Here is a 14,956-nt window from a genome sequence, read left to right as displayed (position 1 = left end):
ACTGAAAATTGAAAACAAGACCCATTTTCAGATCTTGTTTCAGCTAAATATTCGATGAAGAAAGGTTACCAAAAACGGCAATGTAGCTACGATATTATTGATAACATGAACGATATAACCGGGATAGATACTCTTGGTATAGCGAGTTAGACCCGCATAAAAGATTCCAAATGTCGCAAAAACAAGAATATCTAGTACACTGGGAAAACTTGTAAAGTGAGGAAGAGCAAATAAAACCGAAGGAAGAATCAGGTCAAGCCCAAATTTCGAATCTTTAAAGAAGGCATGTTGGAACAAGCCCCTATATATCAACTCTTCCATCAGAGGACCTAGAAAAAATAAGGATAGGTAGAGACCCAACTCAGCAAAATTTGTCTCACTGTAGCCGATCAACACAGCCCACCCTTCAGAAGTTGATTGTACATGTCTAGCTGTTTGGAAATTAAAAGATATGGAAAGTACAGTTACGAGAATCGTCAAAACTGTATACCACAACCATTTTTTCTTAGGAATGACAAAAAGATAACCATGGCCTGTCTTGATTAAAATCCCTATCATGATGCCAATAAAGACAAGACTGATAAGGTTTCGGATCCAGAAAAAATTGCCAATCTGAGAAGAAAATTGCCAGTAATTTTGGATCATAAGCGTCAACTGAGAAAGGTCATATACGAAAAATAGGTAGGATAAGATTGCACTTATTTTAAAGAATGGATGATATTTTTTCATATGACTATAACCTATGTTAAATGTAAGAGCAAAACTCTGAACAAAATGCAGATAATTATATGCAAATGCTAAAAAAAGAATCACCACCTCATCTGGAAAAACCAGACAAGGCAGTGATTGCAATTTTTAGGAATGAATACACGAAATCAATTGTTCTTGCGATTATTTGCTTTTCAAGAATTCGTCGTATTGTTTTTGCATTTCATCCAATACTTTTTGGTAAGCACCTTCAGATTTCAATTTTTCCATCAATTCTGGAATAGCTTTTTCTGGGTCTACAGTACCAGTGTTGATAGCTGTATCGAATTGTTGCATAGTGTTAGTGATAGCTGAAATTTCAGATTTCACGCTGTCAGTGTTAAAGATGAATCCAAGAGCTGGAGATTCTTTTGCAGTTTCCAAGTCTTTCTTAGATTGTGCGATTTGCTCATCTGTAACGTTTTCGTTGATGTAAAGGATCCAGTTGTTACCAGTGTTCCATCCTGACATGTGAGTGTTTCCTTTGTATCCATCAAGGACACGAACACGGTTTTCTTTACCTTCAACTTTTTCCCAGTTCTTGCCTTCTGGTCCATAAACAAGTCCGTTCAAGAGTTCTGGGTTAGTGTTCAAGAGGTTCAACACTTCCATTGCTTTTTCTTTGTTCTTAGAGTTGTTTGAGATTACAAAGTTTGCAACTTGAGTTGTTTGGTTTTTCTTGATGAAGTTAGTAAATGGTTTGATTTGGATGTCTCTGTTAGCAACACGAGAAAGCAAGCTGCTACCGTAGTCAGCTGGTCCTACTGTCTCTTCGCGAACAAACCAAGTATCTTGAGTAAGGTCATATGAAGTATCGCTAGTTGCTACGTCTTTTGGAATGTATCCTGCTTCATAGAATTTGTGAAGAGTCTTCAAGTGTTCTACGAAACGAGGAACTTCGTAACGGTTTACGATCTTAGTAGTGTCGCCTTCAAGGTCGATGACGAATGGAAGTCCGTTTGCAACTGGGTAGTCAAAGTTTTCTGATGGGATAAAGTTTTTACCAACAGCAAATGGCATTACATCTGGAGCTTTTTCTTTGATTTGTTTCAATACTGGTTCAAGTGTTTCGTATGAAGTTACACCTGAGATATCGATTCCATATTTTTCAAGAAGTGGGCCGTTGAAGGCAAAGTTTTGTGAAGATGCAACGTTGGCTGCAACTGGAACAGAATAAATCTTACCGTTTACAGTGTTACCTTTGATGTAAGCTGGGTCAAGCGCTTTGTAAAGATCAGCTCCTTCTTTCTTGTACAATTCTGTCAAGTCAGCATAAGCACCCTTTTGAGCGTTTACTACGTAGTTATCTGCAAATGCGATATCATAGTTTTCACCTGATGAAGTGATAACTGACATTTTCTTACCGTAGTCACCCCAACCAAGGTATTGGATATCCAATTTAGCACCAACTTTTTCTCCGATGATTTTGTTTGCATTTTCTAGCAATTCATCCAAGTTATCTGGTTTGTCACCGATTTGGTACATTTTGATAACAGTTTTATCACCTGAAGCTGAGTCAGCAGCTTTTTGGTTGTTTCCTTTAAGGTTTCCACAAGCTGCAAGGCTAGCAGCTAAAGCGACAAGGCTAGCAGATGCAAAAGCATATTTTTTCCAGTTTTTCATTATAAAAACTCCTTTTTTTATTTTTAAAGTTATTAACAAATTGAGATTGTTGATTTTCCTTTGCCAGAAAAATCAGCGTTAGGGAAGAAACATTATTTCTTAGACTTCCTTATTCTTTAACACCACCGATAGTCAAACCTTTTACAAAGTAGCGTTGGAAGAATGGGTAGAGGATCGCAATCGGAACAGTCGCAACTACAACCATGGCCATACGACCTGTTTCTTTTGGTAGGGCAACTGCAAGTTGTCCTGACATACCAACTGACTTAGCAATGTAATCCATGTTGTTTTGGATTTGCATGAGCAAATATTGCAATGGATACAAGTTATCACTCTTGATGTAAAGAAGGGCGTTAAACCAGTCATTCCAGAATCCAAGCGCTGTCAATAGTGTAATCGTTGCGATACCTGGTAGTGAGAGCGGTAAACAGATTTGGAAGAAGATTCGAGCTTCACTAGCTCCATCGATACGAGCTGATTCGAGGATTGCTTCTGGGATAGTCTTCTTGAAGAAGGAACGCATCAACATGATGTTGAATGGTGATAGAAGCATTGGAACAATCAAGGCCCAAATGGTATCACCAAGGTGAAGCAACTGAGTTACCACGATATAACCTGGTACCAAACCAGCATTGAACAACATACTAAGCAAAGCGAAGATTGTAAAGAATTTACGATACTTAAATGTTGAACGTGAGATGGCATAAGCGTAAGTTGTAGTGATAAAGACGTTTGTCAATGTACCGACAACTGTCACAAACACTGAGATAAAGAGCGCTTGTAAAATCTTATCTTTGAACTGAGCCAAAAACTCAAAACCATCTAATCCAAATTGTGATGGGAAGAAGCTATATCCATATTGAACAATACTCTTCTCATCTGTAACTGAGATAATGATGACAAAGATAAAAGGCAAGATACAAGAGAAGGCCAGCAAACCAGATATGATACTAAAGAAGATATCTGCTTTCTTGCTGAAGGAGTGTATGCCAACATTATCAATTTTTTCTTTTTGAATTTTTTTTGCCATATGCTCCTACTTTCTAGAATAGGGCTGAGTTAGGATCTACACGTCGTGCTAGTAAGTTTGATAGGATAACCAAAATCAAACCAACGACTGACTGGTAGAGACCTGCCGCTGAAGCCATACCGATATCTGCTGTCTGAGTCAAACCGTTAAAGACATAGACGTCCAATACGTTTGTTACGCTATAGAGCTGACCAGCGTTGTGAGGGATTTGATAGAAGAGACCGAAGTCTGCACGGAAGATGTTTCCGACTGCAAGGATGGTCAATACTGTCACAAGTGGTGTCAACTGAGGAATCGTTACGTTGCGGATACGTTGCCATTTGCTAGCACCGTCCACTGTCGCTGCTTCGTAGTAAGTTGGATCAATCCCCATGATGGTTGCGTAATACATAACACTACTATATCCAAACCCTTTCCAGATACCTAGGAAGAGGAGAAGATAAGGCCAGATACTGATGTCAGCGTAGAAGTTAATCCCCTTTATGCCAAGAGCTTCCAAGGTGTGGTTAATAAGCCCTTTATCGATATTTAGGAAAGCATCTGTAAAGAAACTGATGATAACCCAAGATAAGAAGTAAGGGAATAACATAGATGTTTGGTAGATTTTAACCATTTGCTTAGAGCGAAGTTCACTAAGGATTATGGCGATACCAACTGACACAACCAAACCGATAAAAATAAATCCAAGGTTGTAAAGCACAGTGTTTCGAGTGATGACAAAGGCATCTTTCGAACTAAACAAGAATTTAAAGTTATCTAGTCCAACCCATTTACTATTTATAATACTGTGGATGAATCCTTCACCAGTCATATGGTAGTCTTTGAAGGCAACCACATTTCCAAATACTGGGATGTAGAAGAATAGAATCAACCAAAGTGTCCCTGGTAAAACCATTAAGAGAAAAATCCAGTTATCTCTCAAGGTTTTTGAAAACTTGTTCATAATTTCCTCCCTTTTTATTTTTCTAAAACTTAATAATCTCACAATTTTTAGTTTTGATAACGTTTACAAAAATAGTATACTCTTATTTTTAGGATAGTTTAAACTACTAATTATAGAAAAAACTCCACAAATTATTTTATGTGGAGAATTTTTTATATAAGAAGGATGTTTCACGAGAAACGTCTTGCTTGCAAGAGGTGTTGCCCATATTTATTACTTGAAAACTTGTTCTAAAATCGGTTGGTGAAATTCAACAAAATGAACCTGAGCATCTATAATAGCACCTGCTTCACTTTTATCAATCTCCGGTTGCCCCTCAGTATGTAAAATAGTAGGGCGACCATCCATGTAGCCAAAAAGAATCACTTCTGTCCCCGCTTCATTCACATAACAGGCCAAGATTTCAAAGCGTTTTTCTCCAACACCAGCAGTATAACCATGCCATTTAAAAGTATATTTGACTCCATCGACTTGTCCAAATTGCATCATCTGATCCGGAACTGCAAGCCCATAATAACGACCGTATGTTGCTAGGCTAGTCGACTTAAATCTTTCACCTCTACTATCCGAGTAGGATTCCATGGCTATTTTTATATTGTCTGTTAGAGAACTATTGTCTATATCGGGCTCATTCTCTGTAGTGACACTCGTTTTTAATAGAAACTCCTTAAAGCCTTGTGCTAAATCTGTGTTTTCAGTCTCTTCAAAGTTTGCAGTATTGATAGTTTCTAGCGTCTTATCGGTATGCAAGACCTGTGCTTGCCCATCTTTCAGTGTAAATAAGTAGAAATGTTTGTCCTGATTGTCATAGTAGGCATCCAAAACCAAGTAATCATAGGCGTTGTCACTGGATATCCCGAAAATATTCCATCTGACTCTTTTCTGAGAAACCGTTGTTGTTTCTAGTTTTTTGATGAGTTCATTTTTTTCGTCAAAGTTTCTATGCTCTAGTCTATAATAGGACTTCCCCATAGAAGAAGCCCAACTTGCAAACTCTTCCTGCCACTTTTCGATCTTGTATTGGATTAGCTTTTGAAAATCCGAGTAGTTCTTCATAATCAAGGCCGGATCAGTCGGATTAGATAGCTGGAGCTCTTCCATGGCTACAGCCGTAGCAGCCATAGGTGATTGAACAGCTGTATCCTTGGCTTCTTTTTCGTGGGAAAGAGCCTTTTGATAGGAGGCCGCTAGGTAATGAAAATAGTTGGTTACTTCCTTGGTTTCTTGCTCCCTCGGTGTTGATGGATTAGTTACGCTATCTTCAGTCGCCTTGTGGCAAGCAGATAAAACTAGCACACTCACACCTAGGACTAGTAGTAGTTTTCTCATGGTCAAACCTCCACACTATCCTTATACCTTCATTATACTCCTTCCCTATCTCCAAATCAAAAAACATCTCCATGTATTAAAAAGGAGATGTTTAACTATTTGTGATAAATTTCTAGGTTGTATAAATAGTGGATGCTGTCGCAATAGTATGCCATTGGTTGGCTGTTGTGGCTGCGAAGTCCTTATCTGCGTAGAAGTCGTTAAATGGCAGAATCTCTACTTCTAGTTCTTCGATGCGGTCAATTTGACCAGCAAGATAAGCCTCGATACGACTTTCTGCTCGCTTGATCCGCTGCAAGAGTCCTCCCATACGGATGTCTACGGTATCCAAGCCAAAGACCTTGTTTTCTTTCAACCATTGGTGGCTAAAGAGAGCATGGAAATATTCAATCTGGCTTCTGAGTTTTGGCAATTCTTCTCTGGAAATCTGTTGCAAGCTTTCTTTATCACCTGCTTGATAGGCTTGACGAATGCGTCGGCCCACATCCACTTTACTGCTTAAAATCTGGTTCAACTGAGCCTGAGTTTCAAAGAGATAAGCATAGTTTCCAGCTCTTTCTTTGATTTCAGCAAGAGTCTCAGCTGCTTGGGCAAAGTGTGGTTTGTCCTGCTCAGGAGTCATGTGCTTGTCAAGGATTGGGCAGAGAACATCCTGATAAAAGACATAACGGTTAGGATTGATACCACTGAGATTGTCTGGTAGATCAGGCAAGAGGTTGGCAAGATCCAGCTGCATAAAGTCCTCAACAGATAAACCTGTATTGGTCTTGAAGTGATCTGACAAACGCTCTAAATCATTGCGATAGCTGAGTTCTGCCCAGATTTGCAAGCTTGGTAGAATTGATAACTGGGCTGTTTCACCACCATTATCTCCCCAACCAGTCACAATGACTTCTTTGATCTGATTGGCACGGCAGGCTTTGTTTGCTTCAAGAGCAATGAGACGGCTGAAATGGTTATGAGGTGTAAAGCCAATCCACTTCCAAGCACCACCTGCAAAGGCGATATCCTGGCTAATCTTGTGATGGTTACTGAAGTTACGATTGTATTTTTCTTCGCTATCCTGATAATAATCCCAGTAAACCAAGGTCACACGGTCTTTGAGACGGTCTAGATAAACTCGTGTTTCCTCTGGAATTTCCACATCACGGTCGTACTGGCCGTCTGCTGACATGAGTTTGAAGAACATATCGCTCCACATCTGGCAGTGGAAACCATACTTGTCTGCAATATCCAGCACGCGCTCCAAGTGTTGGCACATGAGGAGACTACGATCAACCACACCGTTCAGGATAAGATAACGTCCCAAACCAACCAAGTGGGCTTCGTCCATTCCGATATTGACCTTGCGAGTTTGTAGTTTAGATAACGTCGCAAACATACCGTCAATCAGGTCATAGACTTTTTCCTCACCGATGAGGAGAATGTCCTCTACATCACGAAGTTGCTGCACTTCCTTGACACCCCATTTGACAAAGGCTGATAAGTGGGCCAAGGTCTGGATACATGGAACAAAGGTCATATCAAACTGATGAGCGTAGGCTTCAATTTCCTGTAACTCTTCAGCTGAGTATGCTCCACGGAAATAGCCAAAGTATGGTTGCCCTTCAATCTGATAGGTGTCTTCCATGTAGAGCTCAAAGCTTGAGTAGCCCATGAGAGCCAAGACCTCAATCATCTGCTTTGCAGATGCGACATTGATCACGGCATTGCGCGAACAGTCCGCCATGTAGGCCAAATCTTCGTAAGCAGCTTTTTCCTCAATCTCTACCTTGTCCCCTTCTGCTAAAGCTGTTGCGAGCACAGACAAAGCGCGGTAAAGTTGGTGAGGTTTGCGGTATGTCAATTGATAGTGGCCACCCTCACCCTTGATAGAAATAGAAGCTTGGTCAGACTGAGCGACTGCCACTTCTACATCTGGTAGAGAAATGTGATTTTTTAATACTTCGATAGTTTGGACTTGTTTGGGACTAAGTCCTGTAAATCTTACCATTGGTTTTCCTCCTGTAACCAGTTGACAAGGGCACCGTAGAGATTGGCATCTGCGTGATAGGTGCAAGCTTGAATGACTGGAGCGATTGTATATTCTTCATATCTTTCCACAAAGGCGTCTACTGCTTTTTGCACACCCTTGATAAAATCTGGGTTCTGGCTGATAGAGCCTCCCAGACTAATGACATCTGGATCGATGAGATACTGGATATTGAGTAGCCCTTGAGCTAGATTACGATTCATCCGCTCAATGGCTTCCTGGCAAAGAGCATTGCCGGCTGCCGCTTCTTGGTAAACCTTGCGGCCATCCCAGTCTGACTGATCTGATTTTTCAATCACATAACGAACCATGTTTCCTGTTGATGCTAGTTGCGACCAATTGTTGAGTTTTTCTGCTGGTTCGATGGTTGTCATGTAACCAAACTCACCACCCAAACCATGGCGACCACGGTGAAGCTTGCCATTGATAATCATAGCTCCACCGATTCCTGTACCAATCACGACACAGGCTGCATTTTCAATCTCAGGATGAGCCAACAATTCACTGAGTCCAACGCAGTTGGCATCATTTTCTAGATGGACAGGTAGCTTATAATGAGCAAGGGCCTCATACCATGAAAAACCATGGATGTAAGGAATGGCGCTAATCCCCTCAATCACTCCTGTTTCTTGATTAACTGCACCTGGCACACTCATAGCAATCCCACGATAGTCTTGTTCTGACAAACGTTGGTCCAACCAAGCTAGCAACTCTTCCAGAGTCTCTGGAGTTGGTGTGCTGGTCTTATCTAAAATCTTTCCATCAGGAGTTAGACTGGCAAACTTAATTCCAGTCCCTCCAATATCAATGGTTGCAAGTGTCATTTCTTTCACCTGTAAAAAGGAGCGAATTAGCAATTGGTTCTTACTTTTTCGCTCCTCCTTTCTGTTTATGTTTTCTTTTTGAAATTAAATTTCTTCTTTTTTAATCAATTCTGTACGAATTTCTTGCGGTGCCAATAGTCCTGAGTGAACTGGATATGGGCGTTCTAGCAAGTCAAGAATGGTTTGTTGTTTGTCAGACACACGAACATTTTCTTGGCTCATGTTGTAGTAACGAAGGACATAACCTTCTTCATTTTCAGCTACCTTAAAGGCTGTTGGACAAACTTGTGGCAAGCTAAGTGCTGGATGGTTGAAGAGACTACCTGTTGCAGCAACACTACCTTCTTGTTTTGCAACTTGAAGAGCTGTAAATGGAACCTGGAAGGCTTTGGCACGACGGAAGGCTGAGAAGCGTTCCCCTGCTTGGTGGCATTCTACTGCAAACTCAACTTCGATATCGCGCAAGCACTGGGCTTCTGGTGTTGGGAAATAGCCCCAGTCACCTAGCTCACCTGAAGCACGGAGAAGGGTTACAGCCATGATGTCGTCTCCAAGGATTTCGTATTCGTTCAATCCTTTATTGGCTACAGTCACCCCTTTTACATCATCATACAAGCTAACAAAGGCTTGTTGGTGTTGTGGATTTTCAGGATTTTCCCAAGAAGCTGCTGGTTTATTTGGTCTTGTCACAACTTCATAGATGCTTTCAGAATCGTTACTTGGGCGTGTGTTATGAGTTTTGACCAAGAGACGAATGCGGTGGTCTTTGGCTGTATTAGTAAAGCGAGTCTTGAAGCGAATCTGTGGATTGTCCACAAAGACAGTCATTTCTGTTTCAAGAGGAATGGTTGTCAACTCTTCTGAACGACCTGCGTCTCGTTTCATGAACTCGATGATTCCTCTTTGTTCAGCATCCAATTTTTCATCTGCACTGACTGGAATAGTCAAGTCGTGTTTGAGCAAGACCTTAGCATAGCGAGCATTGTTTTCTAGAACTTCATAACCTTTCAGTTGAGCAAAGATCGGCTCTGTCCCTTTTGGTTGGAAGTAAATGTACTCGTTACCGATATCACCACGATCCTCGAATTGGATGAAATCTTCGTAAGCTTCGTTTGTAGTCTTATCATAGACTGTGATTCCTTGGTCTACACTCACAGTTACGAATGGTGTATCAATGACTCCATTTTGGTAAATACCATCACGGTATTCTACTTGACCTTCGACCAATTGGAAGCTTGCCCAAGAAAGCGGAGCAAGGTGGACTGGGATTGTCACGCGCACTTGACGTGCAATATAAGGTTGGCGGAATTTATCCTTAGGCAAGGTGTAGCCAAAACTTGCTCCCAAGTCTTCAATCTTGGCTTCAAGGACATGACCATCCAAATCTTCAACGTGATAATCTGGCAAGGTCACAGCTGCCATCTTCTTGTAACCTTCAGTTGGATGCAATTCTTTGAAATCACAAGTAACAACATCCACTACAACACTAACTGTATCAACCTTGTCATGTAATCCAGTGTTGATAACCGTAAAGAGGTGGTCACTTTGTGCTTCCTGAGTTGCTATTTTGTGTTTCCATTCATTGAGAAGGTTTGTTTTGACGAAGTTTCCAACTTGGTTGACCTTGGCGAAGCGAGTTTCCATTTCACGGTGAACCTCGTCAATACTACAACCACAGATACTATCATGTGGTGCATTTTGCAAAAGCACTTTCCAAGCATAGGTTAATTGATCCTTGTGGTTGTGTCCACCCGTGATGATGGTCAATGGTTCCACGACCTGCTCTAACAGGTTGCTGTTTTCTTGGAAGGCTTGTTTGAGATAAACGCGTGAAGAAGAGGTGTTAGCAAGGGTGTACCAACCATCCGTTTCCTGGCTAGTCAACTCACCTGTAACTGTTGATAGGTGTTCAGGAAGTGCACTTTCCACTGCTTGAACGTATTCATCAAAGGAGCTGTGAACAAAGGTCACATCAGGGAAAAGTTCGTTTGCCACACGAATGGCTTCACTCAAGTTTCGTTGAACTGGTTGGTGGTCACAACCGTTCATCATCAACCATTGGTTGGTCGATGCATAATCACGGACGTCTGCCAATTTTTGTTTCCAGAAGGTCAAGGCTTCATCTTTATCAACTGGAATTTCATTCCCGTTACTGTACCAGTTAGCAAAGAGAATCCCAAGCACACGGCTACCATCAGCTCCCTGCCAGTACATCTCAGAGAATTGAGAGGTGAATTGCTCGTCTTCGAGGACTTGGTTGTCAAAGCCGATCGGTTTGACACCACGACCAAAGGCTGCTACGTGAATACCTGATTTTTGAAGGATTTGAGGAGCTTGCCCCATATTCCCAAAGGTATCTGGGAAGTAACCAATCTGCGTAGATTTGCCCCATTTTGCACATTCAGCTTGACCAATCAAGGTATTGCGGACATTGGCTTCACTGGAGATCAAGTAATCATCCTGCAAGATGTAGAAAGGTCCAATCTTGAGTTTCCCTTCATCGATATAACGCTGAACCTTGTCACGGTTTTCGGGACGAATTTCTAAATAGTCATCGAGGACGATGGTTTGTCCATCCAGGTGGAAACTCTTGAACTCAGGGTCATTTTCAAAAAGATCAAACAGATTGTCAAAAAGTTCCACCAATTGCATACGGTGACTTTCAAACGGTAAATACCACTCACGATCCCAATGGCTGTGAGAGATGATATGTACAACAACATTTTCCATGAGTAAAACCTCATTCTAACTTAAATTTAAAAATATATTTGTGATTCTTGATAATAATCTGTCGAACGACAGCTCATTAGCGGATATCCAAGTAATCCAAGACCAATTCGCAGAACATCATGTTGGCCCATGAGAACCATTCACGAGAGTAGAGAGTCGGATCGTCTACGTGGAAGCTTTCGTGCATGACACCTGTTCCACCATCGCAGGCAACTAGTTGGTCTAGCAAGTATTTTTTCTCTGCTTTATCTGTAGCAGTTAAGCCTTGGATAGATAGAGCAATCGGCCAGATATAGCGGTAGAAGGTATGAGAACTTCCGAGCCCACTAGCGTATTCTCCTTGGTAGAAGTAAGGATTTTCAGGGCTCAGAATAGTGCGACGAGTTGCTTGATACACTTCGTCATTGACATCACAGTAACCAAGATATGGAGCAGCCAACAAACTTGGCACGTTAGGATCGTCCATGATACTAGCATTTCCTAAACCATCTACCTCAAAGGCATAAATCTTCTCACCCTTGCTGTTAGTGGTGTAGGCGTAGTTTTCGATCCCTTCTTGAATCTCAGTTTGGAGGCGTTTGGCATCAGCAATAATACTTTCACTATAAGCTAGATTCAATGTTGCAAAGATTTCCTGGACATAACCTAAGACAACCACTGCAAACATATTTGATGGAATCAAGTAGCTATACTGACAGCAGTCATCACTTGGACGAAAGGATGACCAGGTCATCCCTGTCACAGCAAAGTCTGGCCCAAAGCCGTCATTTACCAAGGTATCCTCCTTGCGATCAGTATCACGGACAAAGCGATAAGGAGAGTTCTTGTGGTCTTGTTCTACCGTCCACAGATGAAGAATTTCCTTAGTAGCTGTGACAAAGGTTTCATCAAATTGGCTAGTCTCACCAGTTTCTTTCCACAGAAGATATGCTAACTGCAAGGGGTAGCAAAGCGAATCCACTTCATATTTGCGCTCCCAAATCCAGCCATTGAGGTCTGTATGATCTGTCTCGTGGTGACCCTTCCAGTTCTCTTCAATGTTGAAGGAGTTGGCATAGGGATCTTTGAGAATCAAAGTCATCTGACGTTTGACCAACCCAGCAATGGTTTGACGTAAACGAGGATCTCTTTTAGCCACATGGAGGTAAGGTCTCAGCTGAGCAGTTGAGTCACGAAGCCACATGGCTGGAATATCTCCTGTCAGTACAAAAGTTGAGCCGTCTTCTAAGATCTCAACTGTATTGTCTAAAGTGTCTGTGTAGCAACGTTCAAAGACATCTACCCATTCAGGATGATCTTTAGCACGCTCTGCCACCTCATCTAGCCACTCTCTGACAATTTCTTTTGAATATACCATAAACTATTTTGCCTCTTTCAAACAAATTTTCATTTTCAGTATATAGCTTTTAGTCCAGAAAATATATACACAAATGTTAGTCATTATTCTACAAAATTGTTATATTTTGAAGTCGCTTTCTAAAAGTCTCCTTTTTCTGATATAATGTAGAAAACTACTGAAGGAACTGCTATGAAACCTATACTTGAAACTATCGACACCCGATTTGGAACAGCCAGTAAACATGCTTTTTCGCGAGGCAATACACTACCCTACACAGGTATTCCTTTTGGCATGAATTACTTTGTCCCCCAAACTAGTGACCAGGAAGGATCATGGTTTTTTGACCCCCATCTTCCTATCTTTCAGGGTATTCGACTAACCCACCAACCTAGCCCTTGGATTGGCGATTACTCCTGGCTCTTGCTGACACCAATTACAGGAGAAATCAGCGGTGATACTCTCTTTCATCGTCAATCTTCTTATAATCTTGAACGTGCTATTTTTAATCCTCATTTTTTAAAGATTTTTTCTGAGCGTTATCAGATTGAAACGCAGCTAAGTCCTACTTGCTACGGGGCTTCTATTCAACTAAGACAGACACAGGGAAAAGAACTCTCCCTCTATCTTCACGCAGCAGATGAACTGACAGTTGAACAAGTCGATCAGCGAACTCTGGCCCTGAGACAAGAAGGTGAAACCGAAACCAATAAACGTCCCCTCGTCATGTATACTGCTCTCGGATTTTCTGTAGAAATCCTTTCTATTACGCAAGAGGGACAGGACTGGCGAATTGACTTAGACGGATCGGAAACTCAAGTTCAACTAGCAACTTCCTTTATTTCCAAAGAACAGGCCCTCTTTAATCTTCCTAAACAGGATTTTGAAGAAACAAAACAAGACGCCAAGACAAGTTGGGAAAATCTTCTAGGTCGCTTTGATGTCGTAGAAACTGGGTCAGTAGACCAAGCATTTTTTGATCATTGTCTTTATAGACTCTTTCTATTCCCTCAAACCTTCTACGAGGTAACTGAGCAGGGCGAAATCATCCATATGGACCTCGCTTCAGGAACAGTTAAACCAGGTCTTCTCTTTACCAACAATGGTTTTTGGGATACCTTCCGCACTTCTTTCCCACTCTTTGCCTTGATTATTCCGGAATACTATCGCCAGTTTCTCGAAGGCTTCCTCAATAGCTACCGTGACACCGGATACCTCCCTAAGTGGCTGGCTCCTGACGAACGAGGCATGATGCCTGGTACTTTGATCGATGGTCTTATTGCAGATAGCGCCTGCAAAAACATGGCTCCTGAACTTGAGGAGGAATTTCTCAAAGCCATGCTTGAAACTGCGACCAAGGCAGATCCAAAAGCTATCAACGGACGACACGGCCTGGCCCAGTACCAAAAGCTAGGATACCTATCCACAGACTTCCATGAAAGTGTCAGTCACACACTAGACTATGCTTACAGTGATTTTTGTATCTCTACCTGCGCAGCAAAATTGGGTCAAAAAGAGCTGGCACAAACCTATGCCCACTATTCTAAAAACTATCAGAATCTATTTGATCCTGAGACAGGATATATGAGGGCGCGTGATGTAGATGGCAACTTCCGTCCTGACTTTTCTCCTTATAGTTGGGGCCGTGATTATGCTGAGTGTTCAGCCATCCAAGCCAGTCTCGGTGTCTTACACGATATTTCTGGACTTAGTCAACTCATGGGTGGAAAAGAAGCCTTTAGCAACTATCTCTTAAAATCTTGTCAAAGTCTCCCACTCTTTGAAACGACGGGTTATGGATATGAAATTCACGAGATGAGCGAAATGGCAACAGCGCCATTTGGTCAACTAGCCATTTCAAACCAACCAAGTTTCCACATCCCTTATCTGTTCCGCTACAGTAATTATCCCCAATATACCAGTCTCTTAATCAAGACTCTCCGTCAAAAAGCCTTTCGAGCTGGCTGGGATGCTTATCCAGGAGATGAGGATAACGGCAGTTTATCGGCTTGGTATGTCTGGTCCACTCTTGGGCTTTACCCAACCTGCCCAGGAAAAGCTATTTATGACCTTGGGATTCCGCTATTTGATCACCTTCGTGTCTATCTTGCAGAAAAAGATCAGTGGTTGGATGTTCGTACTCAGCAAAATCATGAACACTTCCACTTTGTACAAGACTGTCATCTTGACGGAAAAGAAGTTCAGAGTATTGGTCACCAGGATTTGCTAAACGCCCAAAATCTCAACTTTACCCTCAGTTGGTTACCAAATCACTGATAGTTCAAATCCCTTTGTCATGTACAAGGGGATTTTCTGATTTATACCAAATCCTCCACAAAGTTATCCACAGATTGTGTATAAC

Annotated in this window: 10 protein-coding genes; 1 reads left to right on the top strand and 9 read right to left on the bottom strand. The window is 41.6% G+C overall.

The annotated features are described in order from the left end of the window. Positions 1-39 precede the first annotated feature (39 nt). The 9 genes from QM469_RS04345 to QM469_RS04305 all read right to left on the bottom strand — a co-directional run bounded on the left by QM469_RS04345 (position 40) and on the right by QM469_RS04305 (position 12,615). Positions 40-729 carry a lysostaphin resistance A-like protein gene (locus tag QM469_RS04345; RefSeq protein ID WP_414276120.1) on the bottom strand — a complete coding sequence of 230 codons (690 nt, stop codon included), beginning with the start codon at positions 727-729 and terminating at the stop codon, positions 40-42. Between the two features lie 162 nt (positions 730-891). Beyond that, positions 892-2,370: an ABC transporter substrate-binding protein gene (locus QM469_RS04340; RefSeq protein ID WP_371560760.1), complete on the bottom strand. Its 1,479-nt coding sequence runs from the start codon at positions 2,368-2,370 to the stop codon at positions 892-894. 109 nt (positions 2,371-2,479) lie between these two features. Further along, positions 2,480-3,400, bottom strand: a complete 921-nt coding sequence (locus tag QM469_RS04335) for a carbohydrate ABC transporter permease (protein ID WP_006149055.1) — start codon at positions 3,398-3,400, stop codon at positions 2,480-2,482. A 13-nt stretch (positions 3,401-3,413) separates the two neighbouring features. Further along, complete coding sequence (locus tag QM469_RS04330; protein WP_371560758.1) at positions 3,414-4,343, bottom strand: ABC transporter permease; 930 nt, start codon at positions 4,341-4,343, stop codon at positions 3,414-3,416. 213 nt (positions 4,344-4,556) lie between these two features. Continuing rightward, positions 4,557-5,672, bottom strand: coding sequence for a DUF4767 domain-containing protein (locus QM469_RS04325; RefSeq protein ID WP_414276118.1), 1,116 nt, complete (start codon positions 5,670-5,672; stop codon positions 4,557-4,559). A 112-nt stretch (positions 5,673-5,784) separates the two neighbouring features. Continuing rightward, positions 5,785-7,665: a beta-N-acetylhexosaminidase gene (locus QM469_RS04320; RefSeq protein WP_311522889.1), complete on the bottom strand. Its 1,881-nt coding sequence runs from the start codon at positions 7,663-7,665 to the stop codon at positions 5,785-5,787. Further along, positions 7,659-8,528 (bottom strand): ROK family protein, encoded by an 870-nt coding sequence (locus tag QM469_RS04315; protein ID WP_311522891.1) that lies wholly within the window; start codon positions 8,526-8,528, stop codon positions 7,659-7,661. The genes QM469_RS04320 and QM469_RS04315 overlap by 7 nt, the downstream gene beginning before the upstream one ends. Before the next feature lie 84 nt (positions 8,529-8,612). Next, a complete protein-coding gene (locus QM469_RS04310) occupies positions 8,613-11,258 on the bottom strand; it encodes an alpha-mannosidase (protein ID WP_311522892.1) in 2,646 nt (881 codons plus the stop codon). A 76-nt stretch (positions 11,259-11,334) separates the two neighbouring features. Beyond that, positions 11,335-12,615, bottom strand: coding sequence for a glycoside hydrolase family 125 protein (locus tag QM469_RS04305; protein ID WP_311522894.1), 1,281 nt, complete (start codon positions 12,613-12,615; stop codon positions 11,335-11,337). A gap of 171 nt (positions 12,616-12,786) precedes the next feature. Between QM469_RS04305 and QM469_RS04300 the strand changes: the two genes are divergently transcribed. After that, positions 12,787-14,871, top strand: a complete 2,085-nt coding sequence (locus tag QM469_RS04300) for a GH92 family glycosyl hydrolase (protein WP_414276117.1) — start codon at positions 12,787-12,789, stop codon at positions 14,869-14,871. The last annotated feature ends 85 nt before the right edge of the window (positions 14,872-14,956 follow it).

It is taken from the genome of Streptococcus infantis, assembly GCF_047464215.1.
Lineage (GTDB): Bacteria > Bacillota > Bacilli > Lactobacillales > Streptococcaceae > Streptococcus > Streptococcus infantis_P.
The sequence above is the reverse complement of the archived record's forward strand: the minus strand, read 5'-3'. Positions and strand labels throughout refer to the sequence as shown.

Bases quoted from the DNA above. Each gene is read 5' to 3' on its own strand.
- QM469_RS04335 (WP_006149055.1), bottom strand. From the start codon at position 3,400: ATGGCAAAAAAAATTCAAAAAGAAAAAATTGATAATGTTGGCATACAC.
- QM469_RS04330 (WP_371560758.1), bottom strand. From the start codon at position 4,343: ATGAACAAGTTTTCAAAAACCTTGAGAGATAACTGGATTTTTCTCTTA.
- QM469_RS04300 (WP_414276117.1), top strand. From the start codon at position 12,787: ATGAAACCTATACTTGAAACTATCGACACCCGATTTGGAACAGCCAGT.
- QM469_RS04345 (WP_414276120.1), bottom strand. From the start codon at position 729: ATGAAAAAATATCATCCATTCTTTAAAATAAGTGCAATCTTATCCTAC.
- QM469_RS04315 (WP_311522891.1), bottom strand. From the start codon at position 8,528: ATGACACTTGCAACCATTGATATTGGAGGGACTGGAATTAAGTTTGCC.
- QM469_RS04340 (WP_371560760.1), bottom strand. From the start codon at position 2,370: ATGAAAAACTGGAAAAAATATGCTTTTGCATCTGCTAGCCTTGTCGCT.
- QM469_RS04310 (WP_311522892.1), bottom strand. From the start codon at position 11,258: ATGGAAAATGTTGTTGTACATATCATCTCTCACAGCCATTGGGATCGT.
- QM469_RS04320 (WP_311522889.1), bottom strand. From the start codon at position 7,665: ATGGTAAGATTTACAGGACTTAGTCCCAAACAAGTCCAAACTATCGAA.
- QM469_RS04325 (WP_414276118.1), bottom strand. From the start codon at position 5,672: ATGAGAAAACTACTACTAGTCCTAGGTGTGAGTGTGCTAGTTTTATCT.
- QM469_RS04305 (WP_311522894.1), bottom strand. From the start codon at position 12,615: ATGGTATATTCAAAAGAAATTGTCAGAGAGTGGCTAGATGAGGTGGCA.